Source organism: Paraglaciecola sp. (genome assembly GCF_039964565.1).
Classification (GTDB): Bacteria; Pseudomonadota; Gammaproteobacteria; order Enterobacterales; family Alteromonadaceae; genus Paraglaciecola.
In genome coordinates this window covers 100765-125293 of sequence record NZ_JBDVXF010000044.1, presented here as the reverse complement: position 1 = coordinate 125293, position 24529 = coordinate 100765, and the positions used below count along the sequence as shown (strand labels likewise).

Below are 24529 nucleotides of genomic sequence, written 5' to 3'. Positions count from 1 at the left end.
AAATAGCAAGACTGCATTTGGCGCCGCCGGAGTGCCGATATTTGGTTGTGGTAAACTTTTTTTGCTACATATCAATACGAAATTTAGTTAATTGCAATAAAATAGTGACAGCAAAATTACTGCCGAACTCGCTAAAGACCCAATATTCCAATTTGTAAATTTGAGAGTGTAGTTTATCTGACCCATAAGGCGTGTGTAGCCAAACAAGTAGCGCTATATTTAATGAAACCGTAATAAAAAAACCAACTCGAAAACTTGTTTTTTTGGTTTTATGACGGAGTTTTTGCTGCCCAATAATTGCACCGGGCCAACCACCCAATAGATCAGAGAAATGCAGAGTGTTTTCAGGCACTCTCCACATTCCTTTCTGTGCCGCGCGTTTATCTTTGAAATATAGTAAAAAAGAAACAATACTGGCGAGCAGATAGACTAAGCCCACTATCGCTGGCGTATATCCAAACCAATAGGAATACGCCAAGCCAATGACCAATAGTAAAACAGGAACATACCGAATATTCATAATTATTCTTTATTAAACTAACAATATCAACATCACACATCTTCGCATTTTTACACGAAAAATTGCTACCTATCTAGCTGACTTTAATTGTACTCACATAGGAAAAGTTAATGCAACGGTAGAGACTTTACCTAGCTCTCTATTTTTAGGTAGCCAAAATGAAAAGGAGGTCCCAAATTTCGCGTATATGAAAGTCGGAATTGCAACGGCGTAAAAGCCAAGTGGGCGAAACCTATTGGTAGCGTATAAATCTCCTCCTAATAAATTTATAGCAAATTTTTAAAAAAACTACGTCATTTAACGTAGTCACTTGCGCGCTTTTACGCATATTCACTGTTGACCAAACCCGCAATACTTACTCCCGCTTTAAAAACCTTTTATTCAAGGTCATCACGCAAAAAAGATGGCCCATTTACAACCTTAAAACTAAAAATAAACGGAATGCACAAATGAAACTACACGCAAAATTTACCCGGATAGCTGCATCACTATTGCTATCAATCGGCACAATCAATGCTGTACAGGCTGAAATAACCGCTGACAAATTAAGCGTTAGCGGCTTTATTGATATGTCTTATTTGTCAGTTGAAGTTGACGGTGCTGGCTCATCACATGATTCAGGCATTGATCAAGTTGAACTCAATTTTGGTTATGATTTTGGCAACAAACTAACCGCCACCGTAGATGTTGAATATCAAAATGCAGCTGAAGGTGTGGATGTTGAGCAGGCTTTTATTTCATACGCTATATCTGACAATTTCAGTATCAAAGCCGGTCGTTTTTTAAGTTATACAGGTTGGGAAACAGAAGAGCCAACTGGCTTATTTCAATACTCAGGCACAGGTTACGCGCAGTACTTTTATGGTTACTACCAACAAGGTGTATCTGCGTTATATAGCGGTGAAAAATTTGCTGTGGCGGTATCAGTCGTAAACGATTTAGCTGGACCACAATCAACTGATACAGAGCACCCAGGGGTGGAAACTATGGTTGCCTTTATGCCAACCGAAAACGTCACTGTTAAAGGCTTTTACTCGGTAGATGGTGATACCACCATGATAAACACTTGGGCTGCCTACTCAAAGGATAGCTTGACCGTAGCAGTTGAGTATAACGCTTCTGAAGACACCGCTTTTGCCGGTAGTGAAGCCGATGGCTTCCTGTTGATGGCTAACTACGGTTTTGAAAATGGATTAGGACTAACAGCTCGTTATCACGACTATGAAGTTGAAGATGCCGCTGGTGCGTCGTTTGAAAAAGCCAGTGGTATTACTATCTCACCCAGTTTTTCAGTGAATGAAAACCTGTTAATGGTCTTTGAATACCGCATGGACGAAGTAAACGATGTAGATGTGGATTACTTAGCAGTTGAAGCTTTGATCACATTCTAAATAGCGCTTTATAAAACGTTACTTTTAACCATCTTTCTATAACACCAAGAATTTATAAATAGGAATCATAATGAAACTTAAAAAACTCATAGTTGCTAGCTCAATTATTGCTAGCAGTTTAGTCACACAACTATCAATCGCTGCAGACACCATCAAAGTAGGCGTATTGCATTCTTTATCGGGCACCATGGCCATCAGTGAAACCACACTGAAAGACACAGTGTTAATGATGATTGAAGAACAAAATAAAAAAGGCGGAGTGTTAGGCAAACAACTTGAAGCTGTGGTGGTTGATCCTGCTTCAAATTGGCCATTATTTGCAGAAAAGACCCGTGAATTATTAGCCAAAGACAAAGTCAATGTGATTTTTGGGTGCTGGACGTCTGTATCTCGTAAGTCGGCGTTGCCTGTGCTCGAAGAACTCAATGGATTATTGTTCTATCCAGTACAGTATGAAGGTGAAGAGTCGTCTAAGAACGTATTTTATACTGGCGCTGCTCCGAACCAACAAGCGATACCCGCAGTTGATTATTTGATGGATGATATAGGTGCCACTCGCTGGGTATTGGCCGGTACAGATTATGTTTATCCTCGAACCACCAATAAAATTCTTGAAGCTTATCTATTGGCCAAAGGTGTAAAAGCTGAAGATATCATGATCAACTACACACCATTTGGTCACTCTGATTGGCAGGGCATTGTCTCTGACATCAAAAAGTTTGGCTCGCAAGGTAAAAAAACCGCGGTAGTTTCTACTATCAATGGAGACGCCAACATTCCTTTTTACAAAGAGCTCGGCAACCAAGGGATTTCTGCTGAAGATATTCCGGTTGTAGCTTTCTCTGTAGGTGAAGAAGAATTGTCTGGTTTTGATACCAAACCTTTAGTCGGTCACTTAGCCGCTTGGAATTATTTCCAAAGTGTTGAATCTGATAGTAATGATGCCTTTATCGCGCAGTGGAAAAAATACATTGGCGATGAAAAGCGCGTCACAAATGACCCAATGGAAGCCACCTATATCGGCTTTGAAATGTGGGTTAAAGCTGTTGAAAAAGCCGGTACTACAGACGTCGACGCGGTTGAGCAAGCAATGATAGGTGTGGCAGTACCAAACTTAACGGGTGGCACGGCAGTAATGAATGCAAACCATCATCTATCTAAGCCTGTACTAATTGGTGAAATCCAAGAAGATGGACAATTCGAAGTGGTCTGGGAAACCCCTGATACTGTCATTGGTGATGCGTGGTCAGACTATTTACCTAGCTCTAAAAACCTTATCTCTGATTGGACCGCCCCGGTTAGCTGCGGCAACTTCGATGTTAAAACAGCGAAATGTTCGGGCCAAAACTTCTAAGTTTTATGTGTGAGGACGGCGACTGATGATTTTTTAACACAGTCCCTGGTTGTTCGACTTCTCGTTTTTCAGGGGAAGTCGAACTTTTTTTAGTTCATAGCAACACATAGCAAGGAACAGGTAATGCACCGAATATATTTATTATTGCTGCTGATGTTCATTTCAGGGCAAAGTGCGGCTTTGCAGGCTGACTCAGATACTCAATCTAATTCACAATTGAGTGATTTACTTAATCAGTTACCTAAAACAAAATTACGAAAAATGGCTCCGCTCATTGAGAAAATATCCGAGACTAAACAACCACAAACTCGGGCTATTTTACAATTTATGCTCGACGGCGAGCTATATTATTTAAGAGCCAACAAACAAGTTGTACATGCTCAGTCGACGGAAAATAATCTGTATGAATTAACCGATGTATTAAGCCAAGAATCACTTACCCCAGTCAAAAAGTCGCGACTGTCTAAAGTCAAAACAAACAACCGTTTACGCAGCACTTTGCGCAACATACTCGCCAAAATTGACTTAACTGACGATGATAAACAAATACGCCTACGAGCGGTACAGCAGTTACTTAGCTCTCCAAGCAAACAATCGGCGGCTACCATTACTGAGTTAATTGATGACGAAACAGACCAAGATGTGCGGGCGTTAATGGCAACTACCTTGGCCTTGCAACAACTAAAATCAGGTAGTTCTGATGAAAAACTGATAGCGCTAGAACAACTTAGCGGCTCATTAGAGCCTACGGTAAAAAATGAAATTGTGGGTTTGCTCGAAAATCTACCTAAAAAAGACTTAACTGCAGAGCAACAAATCCTCAGGAGCCAATTAACTAACGCATTAGACGAAATCGACAATAGAGCCAGCTTTTATAGCGCAATTGAAACTGTATTCTTTGGGCTTAGCCTAGGCTCAGTTTTACTATTGGCGGCCATTGGACTGGCCATTACTTTTGGGGTAATGGGGGTAATCAATATGGCCCACGGCGAAATGATCATGTTAGGCGCCTATACCACTTACGTGATTCAAATAGCCTTTCCCTCCATGATAGAGTATTCATTACTGATTGCCGTTCCTGCAGCGTTTTTGGTGTCCGGTTTTGTAGGGATCCTAATTGAGCGGGGCGTAATACGCTTTTTAAAAGGGCGACCTCTCGAAACTTTGTTGGCCACTTTTGGCATCAGCTTAGTTTTGCAACAACTAGTAAGAACCATATTTTCCCCTCTAAACCGTCAGGTGATTAGCCCTGAGTGGATGAGTGGCTCGTGGCAAATCAATCCTATTTTTTCACTCACTTATAACCGGTTATACATCATTTTGTTTTCCATTTTTGTATTTGTCTCTTTACTGATGATCCTTAAAAAAACGTCGCTTGGTTTACATGTGCGTGCAGTATCGCAAAACCGCGATATGGCCAGAGCGTTAAGTATCAAAAGTGATTGGGTAGATGCCATAACATTTGGCCTTGGCTCTGGCATTGCTGGAGTAGCTGGCGTGGTATTGAGTCAATTAACCAATGTAGGCCCTAATCTAGGTCAGGCCTATATTATCGATTCATTCTTGGTGGTGGTATTTGGTGGTGTCGGCAATTTGTGGGGCACATTGGTGGCAGCTATGTCGTTGGGCCTGACTAATAAGTTTCTAGAACCACTCACTGGCTCAGTACTGGCCAATATCATCGTATTAGTTGGTTTGGTGCTGTTTATTCAAAAACGCCCCAAAGGACTATTTCCACAAAAAGGGAGGTCGGCGGACTAATGAATACTTCTATTAATCAAGAAATTAATCGAAACAATCAACAACAGTCATTGTTTCGTAGTAGAGATCCTTTGCATCTAACAATTGGCCTGTTATTTATTACCACTATATTGGTGACCATAGGTAATTTAATCTTTGCCGAATCATCGGCTTTTCATGTAAGCGATTACACCGTCAGCCTATTAGGCAAGTATCTTTGTTACGCACTACTAGCATTGGCAGTGGATTTGGTTTGGGGGTATTGCGGTATTTTAAGCTTGGGACATGGCGCATTTTTCACTTTAGGCGGCTATGCCATGGGCATGTATTTAATGCGTCAAATTGGCGACCGCGGTGTTTATGGCAACCCTGATTTACCTGATTTTATGGTCTTTCTGAACTGGACCGAATTACCTTGGTTTTGGGCGGGCTCCGACAGCGTTATATGGATGATTTGCATGGTGTTTTTGGGGCCAGGGTTATTAGCTTTTATTTTTGGTAGTTTAGCGTTTCGTTCACGTGTGAGCGGGGTGTACTTATCAATCATGACCCAAGCAATGACCTACGCCTTAATGTTAGCTTTTTTCCGCAACGAAATGGGATTTGGGGGTAACAATGGATTAACTGATTTTAAGGAAATTTTTGGTTTCTCATTGCAGTCTCCCAGCACCAAGTTAGGGCTGTTTATTGCCACAGCGATTGCCTTAGCACTAGCTTATTGTGCCTGCCACTTTATCGTTAAATCCAAAATGGGCAGGGTTGTCACTGCGATTCGCGACTCTGAAAGCCGCGTAAGATTTGTAGGTTACAAACCCGAGCATTACAAAGTCTGGATATTTGTAGTTTCTGCGATGTTAGCGGGTCTTGCCGGGGCTTTGTATGTACCGCAAGTAGGCATTATTAATCCCGGTGAGTTTTCACCATTGAATTCAATCGAAATGGTGATTTGGGTTGCGGTAGGTGGAAGAAACTCCCTATACGGTGCGATCATTGGAGCGATTATTGTCAGCTACGCCAAAACACGTTTTACCGCCATCATGCCCGAAGCTTGGCTATTTGCCTTGGGTGGGTTGTTTGTATTGGTCACACTACTTTTACCTAAAGGCATCGCAGGATTGCTCCCCAGTATTAAACAAAAATTTGCTAAAACAGCTGATTCAGTGGAGGCAAAATCATGACTGCCAATAAAGCAGGGTCGCCCCTGACGGCCCATGAAAACATTGTGCCTGATACGCGCCATGGGGTGATTTTATATGTGGAAGACGTCAACCTGAGTTTTGATGGTTTTAAGGCATTAAATAACCTCAACCTTTATATTAATGATGGTGAATTGCGCTGTTTGATCGGCGCAAATGGTGCAGGCAAAACAACCTTAATGGATGTTATCACCGGTAAAATCCGCCCCGATACTGGCAAGGTAAATTTTGGACAACAAATCGATTTATTACAGCTCGACGAATCAGAAATTGCGCGGGCGGGTATCGGACGAAAATTTCAAAAACCCACTGTTTTTGAAGAGCTGTCAGTATTTGAAAATATTGAATTGAGCCTTAAAGGTGACAAAGGTATTTGGACCGCGTTATTTCACAAATTAAGTGGCGAACAAAAAGACCGCATCGGCGAAATTTTACACACGATTGGCTTAATCCAGGAATGCCATTACCCAGCAGGAAGGTTGTCTCATGGACAAAAACAATGGCTCGAAATTGGCATGTTGCTCGCCGCCCAGCCGAGAGTATTGTTGGTAGACGAACCGGTAGCAGGTATGACAGGGCAAGAAACCGAACGTACCGCAGAATTGCTCACCTCTTTGGCAGGCGAACATTCGGTTGTGGTAGTCGAACACGATATGGCTTTTGTGCGTTCAATTGCCAGGAAAGTGTCAGTTTTACACCAAGGCTCGGTATTAGCGGAAGGCACAATGTCTGAAATTCAAGCCAACCCTGATGTAATCCGTGTGTATTTAGGTGAGGAGCAAGGTTAATATGATCACATTAAGCGCAGTCAATCAAAAGTACGGTGGCACCCAGATTTTATGGGACTTGGACTTAGCCATAAAACCTGGCTCTCGCACCAGCATTATGGGCCGTAATGGGGTCGGAAAAACCACTTTGTTAAAAACCATTATGGGTTTACTACCTATAAGTTCGGGACAACTCACTTTTGGTGACAGGGATATCAGCAACAGTTCAGTTGAATTACGCCCAGACATTGGTATAGGCTATGTACCTCAAGGACGGCATATTTTTCCGCAGTTAACTGTCGAAGAAAACCTAACTGTCAGTTTAAATTGCAAGCGACAAACCAGCAAAACCATACCAGAACACATATTTGAGCTATTTCCCGTATTAAAGGAAATGTTACATAGGCGTGGCGGTGATTTGTCAGGTGGTCAGCAACAGCAACTCGCCATTGGTCGAGCTTTGGTGCTCAATCCAGATGTGCTGATATTGGATGAACCAAATGAAGGCATTCAACCCAATATCGTGCAATTAATCCGTGATGTGTTACTTAAATTGAACAAAGAACAAGGCATGACCATTATTTTGGTCGAACAAAAATTGCCTTTTGCCCGAGCAGTGGGTGAAGAATTTGTACTGATGGAAAAAGGCCAAGTCATATCGTCTGGCCCTATGGCGGGGTTAACAGATGAGCTTGTAGGTCAATATTTAGCCGTTTAACACAGCGCTTTGTGGATAACAAAATAGCAAAGCGCACTCACTTAGGTATGCGATGACCGAAGCAGCAATAGAAATAGTAAAAAGTCAGTGGATAGCCAGTTTAGAATTACAATTGGGTCATTCATCTTACGGAACCCAACTGACCAAAACCAAACGTAGTGGGCCACTTACGATTCAAAAAGCCTTTTATCCAGAAGGTAGAGACTGTGCCCACTTGTATTTGTTACATCCACCAGCGGGCATAGTCTCTGGTGACGAATTGCATGTGAAAATTGATGTAAAACAAGGTGCCCACACCTTAGTCACCACTCCTGGAGCCAACCGTTTTTATCGCGCACGCACAGACTTAGCAATAGGGGATCCTAAACAAACTCAAGTTACCCAAATCAACTTAGATGCTAGGGCTAAATGTGAACATTTTCCCCTCGAAACCTTAGTGTATAACCAAGCCAATGGTGTCAATAATATTGAGGTAAAATTACACAATTCCAGTGTTTATTGTGGTTGGGACATGACTTGTTTAGGGCTGCCTAGTTCCAATGAAAATTTTACTGCCGGGCGTTTTGCACAGCTTAATACTCTATACTGTGACGACATTCTGATTTACCACGATAAAGTACTTATTGAACCACAGAGCAACATTCAGCACCACGCCGCTGGGTTGGCTGGTAATTCAGTATTTGGCACATTTTTAGCTTATGCTCCAAGTGAACAAGTTAGTAATGAACAAAGATCACAATTAATTGCGCAACTTAGGGAAATGGTTACTGAAAATAACGCCAACACTTTGATTAGTATTACCGATATTAGACAACTCTTAGTGATACGTTATTTAGGGCAGCAAGCCCATCAGTGCAAGAGTTTATTTATTGAACTTTGGAAACTAATACGGCCTTTATATATCGAAAAACAAGGCGTACAACCCAGAATTTGGTTCACCTAAACATTCAGGTCTTTCGGACCTAAGTCACAAATGTAGAGATAAAGATGGATTTATTACCAAGAGAAAAAGACAAGCTGCTGTTGTTTACCGCAGCATTATTAGCCGAACGTCGTCTGAAACGCGGGGTAAAGCTTAATTATCCTGAAGCGATGGCCTATATTTCTATGGAAATCATGGAAGGCGCACGAGATGGTAAAACAGTGGCAGAAATGATGGACTATGGACGAACCTTGTTATCGCGAGACCAAGTGATGGAAGGTATTGCAGAACTTATCAAAGAAGTCCAAGTGGAAGCAACTTTCCCCGACGGTACAAAATTAGTCACAGTCCACAACCCCATTGTTTAGAAACATAGCAAAAAGAGAACGCAAAACATGATCCTAGGCGAAATAAAAACAGACGCGGGCGAGCGGACACTTAATGTTGGCCGCAAAAAAATAGCCATCACTGTTGCCAATTCGGGTGACAGACCCATTCAAGTGGGCTCACATTATCATTTTTACGAAACCAACGCTGCACTAAGCTTTGATCGTGAAAAAAGCAAAGGATATCGACTCGATATTACTTCTGGTACCGCGGTACGTTTTGAGCCTGGTCAAGAGCGCGAAGTGACCTTAGTGCCGTTTGCTGGAAAACGCCATGTGTATGGATTTAGAGCCTTAATACAAGGAGCATTATAGTTATGGCGAGTATAAATAAACATGCCTATGCACATATGTTTGGGCCCACAGTAGGCGACCGAGTACGCTTAGCTGACACTGATTTATGGCTAGAGGTAGAACAAGACGCCACTACTTACGGCGAAGAAGTGAAATTTGGTGGCGGTAAAGTAATACGTGACGGTATGGGTCAAAGCCAAGCTTCATATAAAGACACACCTGATTTGGTGATCACCAATGCTCTAATTGTTGACCACTGGGGCATAGTTAAAGCCGATGTAGGTATTAAAGATGGTCGCATTGCCATCATAGGTAAGGCTGGCAATCCCGATATTCAAGACAACATTGATATCGAGGTAGGTCCCGGCACTGAAGTCATTGCCGGTGAAGGTCAAATACTCACCGCTGGCGGGATTGACGCGCATATTCACTTTATTTGTCCGCAACAAATAGACGAAGCCTTAATGTCTGGTGTCACCACTATGATAGGTGGAGGCACTGGCCCTGCAACGGGTACCAATGCCACAACCTGTACACCGGGGCCGTGGAACATTCACAAAATGCTGCAATCAACCAACGATTTCCCAATGAACTTTGGTTTTTTAGGCAAAGGCAACGCCAGTCTGCCCTTAGCGTTAGAAGAACAAATTGAAGCGGGTGTATGTGGTCTAAAACTTCATGAAGACTGGGGCACCACACCCGCCGCCATAGACAACTGCTTATCGGTCGCTGAAAAGTACGATGTACAAATCGCGATTCACACCGACACCCTAAATGAATCAGGGTTTGTTGAAGACACTATAGGTGCATTTAAAGGCCGCACCATTCACACTTACCATACAGAAGGTGCTGGTGGGGGGCATTCGCCAGACATTATTCGCGCCTGTGGCGAGTCTAATGTATTACCATCGTCTACTAATCCAACTCGCCCATACACCATCAATACTATTGATGAACACTTAGATATGTTGATGGTATGCCACCATTTAGATCCATCTATTCCTGAAGACATTGCCTTTGCAGACTCACGTATTCGTAAAGAGAGTATTGCCGCCGAAGATATCATGCATGACTTAGGCGCCATTAGTATGATTGCTTCTGACTCACAAGCCATGGGCCGAGTAGGCGAAATGATTACTCGAACCTGGCAAACTGCTCACAAAATGAAGCAACAACGTGGGCCATTAGCACCCGATACTGAGCGAAATGATAACTTTAGGATAAAACGCTATATCGCCAAATACACTATCAACCCAGCTATCAGCCATGGTATTAGCCATGAAGTGGGTTCAATTGAAGTCGGTAAGTTAGCCGATTTGGTTTTATGGAAACCTGCGTTTTTTGGCATTAAGCCCTCGATGATCATTAAATCAGGTTTTATTGCAGCTGCGCCTATGGGTGATGCCAATGCCTCCATTCCTACACCACAACCGGTTTATTACCGCCCAATGTTCGGATCTTTTGGTTCGGCATCAGCCAAAACATCAATGACCTTTATGTCAAAGGCTTCAATTGAATTAGGTGTGCCTGAAAAAGTGGGTATGACACGTATGGTAGGTGAATGTAAAAATACCCGAAATATTGGCAAAGACGACATGATCCACAACAACTGGCAACCAGAGATTGAAGTCGATGCACAAACCTATGAAGTACGGGCCAACGGTGAACTACTCACCTGTGAGCCTGCCACCGAGTTACCCTTAGCACAGCGTTATTGTTTATTTTAGGAAACCCAATTAGATATGTTGCAAGCATTTGAACGCCTTTCCCATAGTCACGATCCCATTGACGATTCAGTGACTTTGGATCACGACACCCGGAAAAAGGCACGCATCAAAATCACCACTGATCAAGGGCAAGAGTTAGGCATTTTTATGCAACGTGGTCACCCTTTATTAGTGGGTGAAGTACTCGAAACCGAGTGTGGTTTACTCATTGAAGTTAAAGGCAAAGCAGAACCCGTTTCTACCGCTGTCACTAGCGATTGGATGGACTTTAGCCGCGTTTGTTATCATTTAGGTAATCGCCATACAACTCTGCAAATTGGCGAATTATGGGTGCGTTTTAAGCCTGACCATGTGTTGGAAGAGTTAGCAGAAAACTACGGCTTAACAATTGACCGAACTCCAGCAATATTTGAACCGGAGAACGGCGCATATGGAAACCAAGGTCATGGGCACAGTCATTCCCATTCACATGACTAAAAACCAAATGAGTCAAAATCCATTGGGGCTTAACAGATTGCTGCAACTGTGCAGTGCTAACCTACCTGTAGGCGGTTTTTCATTTTCTCAAGGTTTGGAGTATGCGGTGGAAATGGGTTGGGTTAACGACGCTGTATCAACCAAGGAATGGATCGGTTTTAATTTAGCGCATTCCATAACAAATACTGACTTAGCGCTGTTAAATCGCTTACAAAAAACGTTAACTGAGAATAACTTTGCTAGTTTCATTAAATGGAACCAACACGCCTTAGCTTGTCGTGAAAGTAACGAATTATACCTAGCCGATGTCGCAATGGGCAAAGCGTTAATGCGCTTACTCAACGATATTCAAGGTATAGATAGTCAGCACTACAGTACATTAATCAAAGAAAAACAAATCAGCTTTGTCAGCGCCTTTACTTTAGCAGGGTATTTATTTGGCCTTGAACTGACGAGCATACAAAGTGGGTTTTGTTGGGCTTTTATTGATAACCAAGTAGCAGCAGCAACAAAATTGGTGCCATTAGGGCAAACCCAAGGACAAAACTTACTGTTTGAACTAAGCGAACAAGTTGAACAGGCTATTGAACAGGCCAATCAGATAAATGATGATAATATTGGTTCTAGCTTACCGCGCCTAGCCATGGCTAGCGCTTGGCACGAAACCCAGTACACACGTTTATTTCGGTCCTAAACAACAAGCCAAGCATAACTAAGAGATTTAACGTAAAAATTTAATTAACAAAGAAGTGAGTAATGAGCAAAAATAAACAAATTTTACGCATAGGCGTTGGCGGTCCAGTAGGATCAGGAAAAACCGCGTTATTACGCATGTTATGCCTTGAATTACGTGAAAAATATGACATGGCAGTAGTCACCAACGACATATATACCCGCGAAGACGCGGAGTTTTTAACTCGCAATGATGCGTTATCAGCTGACCGAATTTTAGGGGTGGAAACCGGTGGCTGCCCGCACACTGCTATTCGCGAAGATGCCTCTATGAATTTAGCGGCCATCGATGATTTACAAGAACGTCACCCTAACTTGGATTTTGTATTGGTTGAAAGTGGAGGGGATAACCTCAGCGCTACTTTTAGCCCAGAATTATCGGACTTGACCCTATATGTAATAGATGTGTCTGCCGGTGATAAAATCCCTCGAAAAGGCGGCCCAGGTATTACCAAGTCTGATTTATTAATCATCAATAAAATCGATGTGGCAGACTTAGTCGGTGCTTCGTTAGAAGTCATGGACAGAGACACCAAAAAAATGCGCGGTGACAAACCTTTTGTTTTTAGTAATATGAAAACCAAGCAAGGTTTAGACGAGATTATTCAATTTATTGAAAAAGAAGGCATGTTACAGCTGTAACACTTGGCTTCATTAACCGAATTATCAATTAACTATTTTAAGGAATCACCATGAAATACCTACTCACACTGCTATGTTTATTGGTAACTAGTAGTGCCTTTGCACACCAAGATCATGCCCTTGGCGAAAGCCTTCACTTTGCCTATCACGTCGCTTTTTGGAGCTTATGTGCGTTAGTGGCTTATAAAGGTTTTGTGTGGTTTAAAGCAAGAAAGAACCGCAAACAACAATAAACCTAATCAAAACTAGCGAGTTTGAGAATAGAATTCGCTAGTTTAGAAGGGAGTAGAGCAAGGTCGATTATCAGCCCTATTCTTTGGATCTATTTTTTTCACTGACTCGAGCCACCTCGGAATTCCAGTATGGGGGTTAGCTCTTGGAATTTTCGCCATGGAGCAATTGATCAAGTTCTGCCAATTCTCTGCTAAATCTCGATTTACGTCTTGCCGCCCACACCCATAGACAAGGCAAAACAATGGCATCAAAAATGACCGTAAACACTATTTTGTCCTTTAACTTTTCAGGAGGATAAACCTGAAAATAATATAAACAGACATATAAAAGTACACTTAAGATCACCACAAGCCACACGGACTGCAAACTAAAATGAGCGATTTTAATGTTGTTTTGAATTTGCTTTTGTAGCTGTTGAATGTGCTGCTCTGTAGAGGAGTTTGACCAACCTAAAGAAAAACGTCGCAACCATGTGATATAAACCACCATTGCCACTCCAACAAGCGCCAAAACAATTAACATTGAGGTAGTAAAACTATCTAATTTTTCTGCCTTAAACCATATGATGCCAAAAGGAATCGCTAAACTTAAAAAATCCAACAATACATAAAAGCGCTGCTTTAATTTAACCTTGCGCCATTTTTTGGTGACCTTTAGCAAATCAGCTTGTTCAACCTTTTGCTTTTGCCACAATTGGCTCAATGCGTCTTGACCCTCAGACATACTAAATGCTCTCCATTAACACTTTTCTCGCACGGTTAAGTATTACCCCGGCGTTTGAGTTACTGATCCCGCAGGCATCAGCAATTTCATGGTAGCTAAGCCCTTCCATCGACATTGTAATGACTTGTCTGGTTTGAATTGGCATGTTGCGAATGATTTTCAGCATACTTTGTATTTGTTGCTGCTGCCCTAATTGTTCGTCTGTTGTAGTTTGAAGATTAGGCTCAGGAGCCTCCACCTCACAATAACTGTCGTTTCGCGGCAGCTTTGCGTGATAGGCAACATGAGTAATGGCTTTATTGTGTGCAACGCGCAGCACATAGGTTTTCACACTACTGTCACCTTTAAATTTTTGCAGCGCTTGCCACACCGCCAAGGTAATTTCTTGCAGTAATTCTTGACGTAAATGAAAGTTAGCTTCATAAGTCGCCGCCACCCGGCCCAATAAGGCACTATGCGCTTGTAAAATTTGACTAAAGTCTGTGCTCAAGTGGCTCAGTCTTCCTTAAAAAACGAATAAAATATTAGGTTTAATGACTTAGTCTTTAAATAAATAAAGTTATTACAACTATCCGAAAATAAATCCTAAATGCACTGAGGTTTAAACGCTGGACTATGAATTTAATCAAAATTCACTCAACGCTGATTGGATTCAGGTTTAAGAAATGGTACGGGCAATTTCCCCATAGCGATTGCGTTACCTATCAAGACAATACCCACCCCAATAAAAGCTTCTAAATGCCACTGGTAGCCTTCGAACCAAGTCGATAGTAGCAGCGCAATAATTGGATAAACCAATACCACATACGCAGCTTTGTCCGAGCCCATTTGTTTAACCAATTGCATATAACTACCAAAGGCTAAAACCGATCCAAATACAGACAAATAAAACATCGAATAGTAGTAGTTGGGATTAGTTGGCAAATTAAACTCAGCACCATTGAACATAGCGGCACTGAAAATAAATATCACCCCGTAACTCATCGCCCAAAAGTTCATTTGAATAACCGGTGTACCATGATCAAGGATACGTTCTGAAATCACGTTTCCAAGAGAGGCAAAAAAGAAGGAACTAAGAGCGAGACCAATACCTAACAACAAATATTGATTAGCGCTGACTTTGGCGAATTCAGGTAAAAAGATAAGTCCAATGCCAAACATACCGAGCGTCGCCCCAAACATAACTTCTTTACGGATTGGCTTTTTTAACAACACCCGTCGCAATAACACGTTGATATACACCATTCCGGAGCTCATTAAGGCCACAATCGCGCTGATAATATACTGTTGGCTTTGATACAAAAGTGTGTAATCAAGGGTATAAAGGCATAAACCCACACCGGCCATTTTGAAGTGGATATGCCTAGGTAGGCTCAGTGATAACTTTTTAACTTTACAGTAGCCAAACAGAATCGCCGCAGCGATAAAAAAACGATAAGCCACAGAAAGAGTAGGGTCGACTTCACCAAACTGATAAGTAATAGCCAGCCAAGTCGATCCCCAAATAAGTACGACGACCGAAAATAGAACAGGGTTAGACAATATTTTATTGCTCTTATTGAAAGGATATACTGGGGCTTAGTTTACCCAGTAAATAACAATAAGTGACTGTCTAATGAAAAAAATATTGCTGTCTGTTGTCATTCTCATACTAGTCTTAGTGGCTATTTTAGTTTATCGCGCCAATAGTGTGTTTGAAAATAACCAATACCAAGTCAGTGAATCGTTAACTCCTATCACGTTAAATGAAAGCGCTGCGCTAGACAGGTTTAGTAAAGCATTACAAATTCCTACTATATCTTATGATGATAAAAGCAGGTTGGACATAGCCGCTTTTGAGGCATTTCACCAACATTTAAAGCAATCTTTCCCTTTGGTGCATCAGAAAACTAAGCTTATTGAGTTTAAAGATTTCAGTATGGTTTTTCACCTGAAAGGCCAAAATTCACAACTTAAACCCGCACTATTTATGGGACATATGGATGTAGTGCCGGTTGATGAACAAACCAAAGACCAATGGCAACAACCGCCTTTTAGCGGAAATATAGTAGACGGGGTGATTTGGGGTAGAGGAGCAATTGACGACAAGGTCAGTGTGCTGGCATTGATGGAATCCCTTGAGTGGTACCTAAGACAAAACAATATTCCACAAAGAGATATCTATTTTTCCTTTGGACACGATGAAGAAACGGGAGGTGAAGGCGCAATCGCCATAGCAAAATATTTTGCAGAGCAAAACATCCAGTTTGAATTTATTTTGGATGAAGGTGGTGTCATTACCGATGGTGTTATTCCTGGACCCACTCAACCCGTAGCCCTTGTCGGGGTCGCAGAAAAAGGCTTTGTCAACTTTAGACTTACAGTTAAAGGTGAAGGTGGACATTCGTCTCAACCACCGGCCCATACTGCAGCAGGTATATTAGCCAGCGCCATAGTTAATGTTGAAAACAATCCTTTTGATGCTCGAACAGAATTTTTTAATTTGATGTTCGATAACATAGGTTATTCAATGCCGATTTCACAAAGATTACCTTTAGCTAACCTTTGGTTACTTGAACCCGTTGTTCTTAGCACATTGCTTGAAAGTCCTACTTCAGCAGCCAGTGTTCGTACCACAACAGCTGTGACCATGTTACAAGGCAGCACTAAATCCAACGTATTGCCGACTATTGCTAGTGCGGTAGTAAATTTCAGAATTTTACCCGGTGATACTATCGCTGGTGTTCAAACACATCTTGAACGAGTTATTGACGACCCCAGAGTCACGCTTTCTGCAGAGTTGGCTAATGAAGCCTCTGCAGTATCCCCTACAGATAACATTGGATTTAAGCTAATCGAGAGCTCAATCAGGCGTTTGGATGACAATGTACTAGTCACGCCCTATTTAGTTTTAGGTGCAACAGATTCACGACACTTTCAAGACTTATCTACGAATATTTATCGATTTATGATGGTTTCACTGAATCCAGAAACTTTAAAACAATTTCACGGACTCAACGAACAAATAGCAGTTAAGGACTATCTCAACGCAATACAATTCTATTATGCAATGTTAGAACAAACAGCCAGTGGTGAAAGCACCGTGAATTAACCGTGAATTAACCGGGAAAACCGGCACATTTATGCGCTTGTTTACCTGTATCATACCAAGTCGCTCGTTCAGCCCAAAAGATATTGTCGTTGGGTTGAATGTTCGGCTCCGCGTCTAAACTTCCTGCTGGTACAATTAAGGTTTTGCCATTCTTAGTCACAAATGGCAGCCCAGAGCCGCACTCAGTGCAAAACACTACGCTAAAATCACGCTCTGGATAACTAAATTGTTTTTTATGGCTTTCTCCACCGGTCCACTTTATAGCGTCGGGACAAGTAAATAAATTAGCTGCATGAGCGGATCCAGTAATTTTTCGACATTGTTCGCAATGACAAAAATAAAAGCGCTTAAAGTCATTGGTAACTTCATAGGTGACTGCGCCACACAAACAGCCCCCAGTTAGTTTTTGAGTACCTACACTAGCCATAAAAATACCTTTTGTAACCTGATGACATCAAGACACTATGTTAATACCAATCCGTATTGATAACTACCCACTCAGAATGCCGCAGCAGTGTGCGCAAAACCTATAAATTTGAATAACAAAACTTAGTCTCTATAAAAACCTGAAATGTGTCCTCAAGATTTTAACCTCACCAATTGGTGAGGTTTTTTTGGCTGATATATTTTTATTTAATGAGCTGTCGAACAACGGATTATCGGTCGATGTAACGTCTATCAAAAAGAAACTTAAATTCGCACTTCGCCGTCACCCATCACAATAAATTTTTCAGTTGTAAGTGATTCGGCTCCCATAGGGCCATAAGCGTGCAACTTACTAGTAGAAATACCAATTTCAGCACCTAAACCTAATTGGCCACCATCTGAAAAACGTGATGATGCGTTAGCCATCACTACCGCAGAATTAATACGGCGAATAAAAGCTTGGGTTTTAGAATAGTCTTGGCTAACAATCACTTCTGTATGCCCAGAACTGTATTCTTCGATATGTGCTATTGCTTGTTCGAAGTCATCAACAACTCTTACTGCAATTTCCATCGCCAAATATTCAGCATGCCAATCATCTTCAGTGGCAGGCTGCGCACCACTAAAATAACCGATACTATTTTCGCAAGCATGTACTAGTGTATTGTGCTCTGCCAACATTGCCGCCGCCTTGGGTAAAAACGATGCGGCAATGTCTTTATGTACCACTAAGGTTTCGAGTGAATTACACACACCAGTGCGTTGCGTTTTGCCGTTCTTGAGAATGTCTAAGCCTTTATCCTGATCTGCAGCACTGTCAACATACAAATGGCACACACCTTTATAATGTTGAATAACAGGAATACGGCTGTTTTGTGACACAAAACGAATTAAACCTTCGCCACCTCGCGGGATAATCAGGTCGATTGATTCATTAAGTGTCATTAACTCGTTCATCACGGCGCGGTCTGGATCAGGCACAACGACCACAGCTGCTGGATCTAATTGTTGTTTCGCCAAAGCGCTTTTTATACATTCGGCCAAGGCTAAATTCGAGTGAATCGCTTCCTTGCCGCCACGCAATACTACTGCATTTCCCGCCTTTAAACATAAGGCAGCAGCATCAATAGTCACATTAGGTCGAGACTCATAAATCATCGCAATCACGCCTAAAGGAATGCGCATTTTTCCTACTTGGATACCGCTAGGCATACGTTCAATTTTAGAAATTGACCCTACAGGGTCAGCCTGACCTGCAATTTCAATTACAGCCTTAGCAATATCTTGAATACGTTTAGGATCTAAACCTAAACGATCTAACATGGCAGCATCTAAGCCGTTTTCTTGGCCAGCCATTAGGTCTTTTTTGTTGGCGGCTAAAATAGCCGGGGTGTTATCCACCAATGCTTCAGCAATATTGCTTAATAATTGATTTTTTTGTCCAGCGGTTAAACTAGCAATTTGACGCGCTGCTTTTTTTGCTTGCTGGGCAGCACTGCTAATAGAGAAACTCATATTGGTATGTCCCTTGTCTAAAAAATTGATTCATTGCGGCTCAAAGCAACACTAAGTCATCACGATGTATCGCGACTTCGCCAAGAGTGTAACCTAAAGTGGTTTCGATCTTTTGGCTCTTCAAACCCTTTATTATGTTTAAATCTGTGCCGCTATACAGTGCAATACCTTTAGCGATGATGTGGGTTTTGTAGCTAATGTTAACCGCTTCACCAGACATGAATTGACCACTCACCTTAATAATACCAGAGGGCAACAATGACGCGCCGTTTTCTAATAAAGCCTGTTGCGCACCTAGGTCAATTTCAATGGAACCTTTGGTTTTTAGGGTGTGCCTTAACCAAGTATCACGGGCGTTATCCAGAGTTTGATTTGGCTTGAACAAGGTGCCGGGTGAATGTCCCTTTGCCAAGTCTTCAAATACGGCTGGATCGCGGCCATTGACAATCAATGTTTGAATACCAGAATCCACACATTTTTGCGCTGCTTGTAATTTGGTTTGCATGCCCCCGGTGCCCACATCGCTACCCGCTCCACCTGCTAACTGGTAGATACTTTCGTCAATAGTGTTCACTTCTGGGATTAACTTTGCGTCTGGATTTTTTCTTGGATCTGCATTGTATAAACCATTAATATCAGAGCATATTATTAGCGTATCGGCTTCTGCAACCAGTGCCGTGTATGCCGCCAAATTATCATTGTCTCCTACCTTTAGTTCATTGATGGCTACAGTGTCGTTTTCGTTTACTATAGGTAACGCATTATTTTTCAATAATTCTCGCAGGGTATTTTTGATATTGACGTAACGAGTACGATTATGTAAATCATCTGATGTAAGTAATATTTGCGCACAATCAAAATCAAATAGGCTAGCCCAATTGGCCATCATTTGTGTTTGTCCAATTGCTGCCATTGCTTGCTTTTCTACGATAGAAGGATGGTGTTTAAACGCAATTTTTCCCTTACCTGCCGCTACGCTGCCAGAAGAAACCAAAATCACTTCTTTACCTCGTTTGCGACTGTCATTAATAAATTCGGCGATCGGCCTAAGGTATTCCTGACTACACTGATTATTATTAGGTGCAATCAAACTACTACCGACTTTAATTACTGCTCGTTTCCAATTGACCTTGAACATATTTTACCTCGCGCACTTATGCGATTAGAGTACGATAAAAACCAGCAGAAACAAGCCATTGTAGTTATAAGCTATGATCTAAAAATTGTCGGCTCACGAACTAATTATTCTAAAAAAGGTCACAATAAATGCAAAAAATAAATGGATTGCAGCTGTTAGGGCTTACTTATAGAAAGAATTCTCTAAAAATTTGTAATAAAATGGGGAGCGGTAAAAAAATGCTCATATCAAAGAAAGCTAAAAATTGCCGCGCAGATCACCTTTAACGACCACCAGGGAATAAAATGTTTAATAAACTCATCACCATAGCAGTGCTGTCGTTTACGACTATTGGCGCTGCAAATGCATCAATTAACCAAACTAAAGGCGACTTTGAAGATAAATTTCGTCAATTAGAAGAGTCACTTCCTACCCCTAACGTCTACCGCAACGCAGCAGGTGAACCAGGGCATGAATATTGGCAACAACAAGTTGATTACAAAATAAAAGCGAAGTTAGACGAAAAGAAACGTCGAATTACTGCTAGCCAAGACATTACTTACCACAATAATTCTCCAGATACTCTTAAATATCTATGGGTACAGTTGGATCAGAATAAGTTTCGCAATGATTCAATGTCTGCAATGACAACCACCTTTGGTGGTATAGGTAACCGAGGCCCGGCAACATCAACAGCGTCTGCTAGCAAACCTGCACAACTTAGTTTAGGCGCGTTACGTCGCCAACAATTTACTGACGACAATGTTTTAGGTTATGACATTCAAGCAGTAAAAGACAGTAAAGGTAAGACGCTTAAACACACTATTGTGGGTACCAATATGCGTGTCGATTTGCCGGTACACCTTAAGCCAGGCAAAAAAGTTGAATTCTCAATCAACTTTGCTTTCAATATTGTGGAAGAAGATGCGGTTTCGGCTCGTTCGGGCTACGAACACTTCCCCGATGATGAGCGCGAAGGCGGTAATGATATATTTTTGCTTGCGCAGTGGTTCCCACGTTTACATGCCTACACAGATTATGAAGCTTGGACTAACAAAGAGTTTATTGGTCGTGGCGAGTTTACTTTGGAGTTCGGTAACTACGATGTTGAATTAACAGTACCTGCTGATCATATTGTTAGCTCCACAGGTGCATTGCAAAACCCTAAGAGTGTTTTGACATCTACACAACGTAAACGCCTAAAAGAAGCTGAAAAAGCCGATCGTACTGTGTTTATTGTGACTGAAGAAGAGGCACTTGAAAACGAAAAAGAAGGGACTAACAAGTCTAAAACGTGGAAATTTAGAGCTGAAAACGTGCGTGATTTCGCATGGGCTTCTTCACGTAAATTTATGTGGGATGCACGTGGTCATCAGCAAGGTGGTAACGACCAACCTTTGGTTATGGCCATGTCTTTTTACCCTAAAGAAGGTGGCGATTTATGGAAGAAATATTCCACTGAAGCTGTCATTCAAACTTTAGAAGTGTATAGCCGCTTTTCTTTTGATTACCCATATCCAGTAGCCCAGTCAGTCAATGGTCCTGTAGGTGGTATGGAATATCCGATGATCACTTTCAATGGTCCTCGTACAGAATTACAAGACGATGGCAGTCGTACTTATTCTCAAGCCGAAAAACGCTTTTTGATTGGCGTGGTGATTCACGAAGTTGGACATATTTATTTTCCAATGGTGGTTAACTCTGATGAGCGCCAATGGACCTGGATGGATGAAGGTCTCAATAGCTTCTTAGATGGAGTGGCTGGTCGCGAATGGGATCCAACTATTCCTTGGGGTGTCGAGCCTCGCGATATCGTGAGCTATATGAAGTCATCTACCCAAGTACCTATTATGACTCAATCTGATAGCGTTTTACGTTTAGGACCCAATGCCTACGGTAAACCTGCTGTAGCATTAAATATTCTTCGTGAGACAATTTTAGGCCGTGAGTTATTTGACTTTGCGTTCAAGGAATATGCTTTACGCTGGAAATATAAGCGTCCTACTCCAGCCGATTTTTTCCGTACTATGGAAGAAGCTTCAGGTGTGGATTTAGATTGGTTTTGGCGCGGCTGGTTCTACAGTACAGATCATGTAGATATCTCAATCGATAGAATTTCTAAGTTGCGCTTGGATACTAAAGATCCTGATATTGACTTTGACCGTTTACGCCAAGAAGAATTAGACAAACCACTGTCTTTAACCGACGAGCGTAATAAAGCCGAAGGCAAAAAATTATGGGTTGAACGTTTCCCTGATATCACTGATTTCTATGACGAAAACGATCGCTTTACTGTTACCAATAAAGAACGTAACGCATATAAGAAGTTTTTGGATAAATTAGAGCCGTGGGAAAAAACAGTCTTTGAACGCGCGGTAAAAGAAGACAAAAACTATTATGTATTGGAATTTTCTAATAAAGGCGGCTTAGTCATGCCAATCATTTTAGAACTTACCTTTGCTGACGGCACCACAGAAAATCAGTACATACCTGCAGAAATATGGCGTCGTACTCCTAAAGCAGTTAACAAGATGATCATCACAGACAAAGACAAAGAGCTAGTCAGCGTGACTGTTGATCCTCGCTGGGAAACTGCTGATGTAAACGTTGATAACAACCACTATCCTCGTAAAATTGTCCCTTCTCGTATCGAAGCATACAAGTCGAAAAAGAGCACCAGAAAAGTATCTAGAGACATTATGCAAGATATTAAAACTGAGCTAAAAACAGACAAAGAAGAAGATGACAAAGACAACGATGAATAAGGTTGTCATTTGGGCACTAGGGACGCTGCTTCTTGCAGCGTTCTCTATTTCAGCCCATCAGCAAAAAACCTCGTTTAGCACAGTATTGTTTAACCCTCGCACCGAAAATATTGAAATCATGCATCGATTTAGAGTACATGATGCTGAACACGCGGTAAAAGAAATTTTCGGAAAGGATGCGGATATTCTTGACTCAACAGAGACGCAAGAACAGTTTGGTGATTACGTTAACAAACGCTTTAGTTTGTATGATAGTAGTGAGCAATTACTACCGCTAAAAATGGTCGGGGTTGAAATAGACGGCAAGTTTTTGTGGGTATATCAAGAAACCACACAACCAACTAAAATGGAAAATATGTCGATACGCCATAACGCCTTACGGGACCTTTGGCCGAAACAAGTCAACACCATTAATATCGAAGGAAAAGGTAAATTACAAACTCTGACGTTTGCTGATTCAGTCGAGTTGCTTACGCTCTCTTTCGACCATTAATGCCCGCTACATCAAAGCTGATCTAGATCAATATGAAGTATTAATAACGACCTAAACTAACCTCTGTTACCAAACTATCTAACAGAGGTTAATTTTTATGTGGGATCTAATTTTGCACGACCCAGTAGCATGGGGCTCTTTACTTGGTATTGGCATAATAGTGGTAATGGGTGCTTTTTATACCTATCTGTTTATCCATAATACTAAGGAAAACCGCTAGGTTTTGCGGTTATTATTTGCTAGCAATCTAAACTTACAGTTAGTTCATTAAAGCTAACGAGCCCTCCTTTATGCTAGAAATGTATCCAGATATAGTCGTCTGGATAAATGGACCTTGCCGCTTCATACCAATATCAAATCAATAATAACCTTTTAAAAAACCTAGCTTTATGGAATGCTGTAAAAAACTTACCATGTTAGCTAGGTCAGTATGTCCCACTTTTATTTTCCAGAGTGGTACCGATAAAGGTGAATACAACTAACCTAACGACAACAAAAATAACACGAGCGTAATACCGTTGTGAGATATTTAGTTTTCGTATTATTAATGAGCCTGGCTAAGATCACTCAAGCAAAATCTAATGAAATTTTGTTTGTTGGGTCAAACTTTCCAGCTATTTTGCAACAAAGTAACCAAGGAGAAGTTTCTGGCTTAGCTGCAGATATTATTGACCACATCATGTCCTCATTGAATATGCCTTATAAAATTATCATCGTACCGTGGAAGCGTGCACAAACAATGATTGAACATGGCCAAGCTGATGTCATCATTGGCCCTTATAAAACCGCAAAAAGGGAAGCGTTATTTGATTTTAGTACCCATCCATTTTATAAGGACAAGATGGTGCTGTATGCCCATAGGTCCAATACTATTCAATGGACGGGCAACTTATCCACGTTGCAAGGTAAAACTTTAGGCGTACCACTAGGTTGGACTGGTGGTGAGAACTACGAATCTTCGAAACATTTAATCAATATATACCATGTACCTGGCCTCAAAAATGGCATTCAAATGCTTATCAAAAAGCGGGTTGATTTTGTTCTAGGCAATCTTAGAAACGCCGAGTTTATTATTTCACAACATAAAATAGGCGAGGATTTACGGTTATTACTGCCCGAAATCCAGTCGACTAACGGTTATTTCGGATTCTCAAAAAACGCCACTAACCCATCGTTTAAAACCCAATTTTCCGAAGAATTAAGCAAACTTTTAAGTCAGGGTGAAATTAAACGTATGAATCATAAATACGGATTGAGCTTTGATGAATCGAGCTTTTAGCGATGAGCTGAATAACTTTA

General features: G+C 41.5%; 26 protein-coding genes. 19 read left to right on the top strand and 7 right to left on the bottom strand.

Going from position 1 to position 24529, the window contains the following annotated elements:
• Nucleotides 1-64 precede the first annotated feature (64 nt).
• Nucleotides 65-520: a DUF1294 domain-containing protein gene (locus tag ABJK37_RS20295; RefSeq protein WP_348357668.1), complete on the bottom strand. Its 456-nt coding sequence runs from the start codon at nucleotides 518-520 to the stop codon at nucleotides 65-67.
• 449 nt (nucleotides 521-969) lie between these two features.
• Here ABJK37_RS20295 and ABJK37_RS20290 point away from each other — a divergent pair, with 449 nt between their 5' ends.
• From ABJK37_RS20290 to ABJK37_RS20225, 14 genes are all read left to right on the top strand, one after another.
• On the top strand, nucleotides 970-1911 hold the full coding sequence (locus ABJK37_RS20290) for a porin (protein WP_348357666.1): 942 nt from the start codon (nucleotides 970-972) through the stop codon (nucleotides 1909-1911).
• A gap of 70 nt (nucleotides 1912-1981) precedes the next feature.
• Nucleotides 1982-3265: an urea ABC transporter substrate-binding protein gene (gene urtA, locus ABJK37_RS20285; RefSeq protein WP_348357664.1), complete on the top strand. Its 1284-nt coding sequence runs from the start codon at nucleotides 1982-1984 to the stop codon at nucleotides 3263-3265.
• Nucleotides 3266-3388: 123 nt separating this feature from the next.
• Nucleotides 3389-5026 carry an urea ABC transporter permease subunit UrtB gene (gene urtB, locus ABJK37_RS20280; RefSeq protein ID WP_348357662.1) on the top strand — a complete coding sequence of 546 codons (1638 nt, stop codon included), beginning with the start codon at nucleotides 3389-3391 and terminating at the stop codon, nucleotides 5024-5026.
• Nucleotides 5026-6183 carry an urea ABC transporter permease subunit UrtC gene (gene urtC, locus ABJK37_RS20275; RefSeq protein ID WP_348357660.1) on the top strand — a complete coding sequence of 386 codons (1158 nt, stop codon included), beginning with the start codon at nucleotides 5026-5028 and terminating at the stop codon, nucleotides 6181-6183. The genes urtB and urtC overlap by 1 nt, the downstream gene beginning before the upstream one ends.
• On the top strand, nucleotides 6180-6989 hold the full coding sequence (urtD, locus tag ABJK37_RS20270) for an urea ABC transporter ATP-binding protein UrtD (RefSeq protein ID WP_348357658.1): 810 nt from the start codon (nucleotides 6180-6182) through the stop codon (nucleotides 6987-6989). The genes urtC and urtD overlap by 4 nt, the downstream gene beginning before the upstream one ends.
• 1 nt (nucleotide 6990) lies before the next feature.
• The gene (gene urtE, locus ABJK37_RS20265) at nucleotides 6991-7686 is read left to right on the top strand and encodes an urea ABC transporter ATP-binding subunit UrtE (RefSeq protein WP_348357656.1); all 696 of its coding nucleotides are present in this window, start codon (nucleotides 6991-6993) and stop codon (nucleotides 7684-7686) included.
• 52 nt (nucleotides 7687-7738) lie between these two features.
• On the top strand, nucleotides 7739-8629 hold the full coding sequence (locus ABJK37_RS20260) for an urease accessory protein UreD (RefSeq protein ID WP_348357654.1): 891 nt from the start codon (nucleotides 7739-7741) through the stop codon (nucleotides 8627-8629).
• Between the two features lie 44 nt (nucleotides 8630-8673).
• Entirely contained in the window at nucleotides 8674-8976 is a 303-nt protein-coding gene (ureA, locus tag ABJK37_RS20255) for an urease subunit gamma (RefSeq protein ID WP_348357652.1), read from the top strand.
• Nucleotides 8977-9003: 27 nt separating this feature from the next.
• On the top strand, nucleotides 9004-9309 hold the full coding sequence (locus ABJK37_RS20250) for an urease subunit beta (protein ID WP_348357650.1): 306 nt from the start codon (nucleotides 9004-9006) through the stop codon (nucleotides 9307-9309).
• 2 nt (nucleotides 9310-9311) lie between these two features.
• Nucleotides 9312-11015, top strand: coding sequence for an urease subunit alpha (ureC, locus tag ABJK37_RS20245; RefSeq protein WP_348357648.1), 1704 nt, complete (start codon nucleotides 9312-9314; stop codon nucleotides 11013-11015).
• 15 nt (nucleotides 11016-11030) lie between these two features.
• Nucleotides 11031-11492, top strand: coding sequence for an urease accessory protein UreE (gene ureE / locus ABJK37_RS20240; protein ID WP_348357646.1), 462 nt, complete (start codon nucleotides 11031-11033; stop codon nucleotides 11490-11492).
• Nucleotides 11446-12186: an urease accessory protein UreF gene (locus ABJK37_RS20235; protein ID WP_348357644.1), complete on the top strand. Its 741-nt coding sequence runs from the start codon at nucleotides 11446-11448 to the stop codon at nucleotides 12184-12186. Before ureE ends, ABJK37_RS20235 begins: the two co-directional genes overlap by 47 nt.
• Nucleotides 12187-12248: 62 nt before the next feature.
• Nucleotides 12249-12866 carry an urease accessory protein UreG gene (gene ureG, locus ABJK37_RS20230; RefSeq protein WP_348357642.1) on the top strand — a complete coding sequence of 206 codons (618 nt, stop codon included), beginning with the start codon at nucleotides 12249-12251 and terminating at the stop codon, nucleotides 12864-12866.
• A 50-nt stretch (nucleotides 12867-12916) separates the two neighbouring features.
• A complete protein-coding gene (locus tag ABJK37_RS20225) occupies nucleotides 12917-13099 on the top strand; it encodes a hypothetical protein (RefSeq protein ID WP_348357640.1) in 183 nt (60 codons plus the stop codon).
• 136 nt (nucleotides 13100-13235) lie between these two features.
• Here the strand turns inward: ABJK37_RS20225 and ABJK37_RS20220 are convergent, their stop codons facing one another.
• The 3 genes from ABJK37_RS20220 to ABJK37_RS20210 form a co-directional block, all read right to left on the bottom strand.
• The gene (locus tag ABJK37_RS20220) at nucleotides 13236-13823 is read right to left on the bottom strand and encodes a hypothetical protein (protein ID WP_348357638.1); all 588 of its coding nucleotides are present in this window, start codon (nucleotides 13821-13823) and stop codon (nucleotides 13236-13238) included.
• 1 nt (nucleotide 13824) lies between these two features.
• A complete protein-coding gene (locus tag ABJK37_RS20215) occupies nucleotides 13825-14313 on the bottom strand; it encodes a sigma-70 family RNA polymerase sigma factor (RefSeq protein ID WP_348357637.1) in 489 nt (162 codons plus the stop codon).
• Nucleotides 14314-14459: 146 nt separating this feature from the next.
• Nucleotides 14460-15365 (bottom strand): DMT family transporter, encoded by a 906-nt coding sequence (locus ABJK37_RS20210; protein WP_348357635.1) that lies wholly within the window; start codon nucleotides 15363-15365, stop codon nucleotides 14460-14462.
• A 73-nt stretch (nucleotides 15366-15438) separates the two neighbouring features.
• Here ABJK37_RS20210 and ABJK37_RS20205 point away from each other — a divergent pair, with 73 nt between their 5' ends.
• A complete protein-coding gene (locus tag ABJK37_RS20205; protein ID WP_348357633.1) occupies nucleotides 15439-16914 on the top strand; it encodes a M20 family peptidase in 1476 nt (491 codons plus the stop codon).
• Between the two features lie 7 nt (nucleotides 16915-16921).
• Here ABJK37_RS20205 and ABJK37_RS20200 read toward each other — a convergent pair whose 3' ends face one another.
• The 3 genes from ABJK37_RS20200 to proB all read right to left on the bottom strand — a co-directional run bounded on the left by ABJK37_RS20200 (nucleotide 16922) and on the right by proB (nucleotide 19993).
• On the bottom strand, nucleotides 16922-17341 hold the full coding sequence (locus tag ABJK37_RS20200) for a GFA family protein (protein ID WP_348357631.1): 420 nt from the start codon (nucleotides 17339-17341) through the stop codon (nucleotides 16922-16924).
• Between the two features lie 263 nt (nucleotides 17342-17604).
• Nucleotides 17605-18855, bottom strand: a complete 1251-nt coding sequence (locus ABJK37_RS20195) for a glutamate-5-semialdehyde dehydrogenase (protein WP_348357629.1) — start codon at nucleotides 18853-18855, stop codon at nucleotides 17605-17607.
• Between the two features lie 40 nt (nucleotides 18856-18895).
• Nucleotides 18896-19993 (bottom strand): glutamate 5-kinase, encoded by a 1098-nt coding sequence (proB, locus tag ABJK37_RS20190; RefSeq protein WP_348357627.1) that lies wholly within the window; start codon nucleotides 19991-19993, stop codon nucleotides 18896-18898.
• Between the two features lie 284 nt (nucleotides 19994-20277).
• On the opposite strand from proB, the gene ABJK37_RS20185 reads away from it, so the two are divergent.
• From ABJK37_RS20185 to ABJK37_RS20170, 4 genes are all read left to right on the top strand, one after another.
• Entirely contained in the window at nucleotides 20278-22737 is a 2460-nt protein-coding gene (locus tag ABJK37_RS20185) for a M1 family metallopeptidase (protein ID WP_348357625.1), read from the top strand.
• Nucleotides 22730-23230 (top strand): DUF6702 family protein, encoded by a 501-nt coding sequence (locus ABJK37_RS20180; RefSeq protein WP_348358232.1) that lies wholly within the window; start codon nucleotides 22730-22732, stop codon nucleotides 23228-23230. Before ABJK37_RS20185 ends, ABJK37_RS20180 begins: the two co-directional genes overlap by 8 nt.
• Nucleotides 23231-23327: 97 nt before the next feature.
• On the top strand, nucleotides 23328-23450 hold the full coding sequence (locus ABJK37_RS20175) for a DUF3149 domain-containing protein (protein ID WP_348357623.1): 123 nt from the start codon (nucleotides 23328-23330) through the stop codon (nucleotides 23448-23450).
• Nucleotides 23451-23777: 327 nt separating this feature from the next.
• Entirely contained in the window at nucleotides 23778-24509 is a 732-nt protein-coding gene (locus ABJK37_RS20170; protein WP_348357622.1) for a transporter substrate-binding domain-containing protein, read from the top strand.
• Nucleotides 24510-24529: the final 20 nt, after the last annotated feature.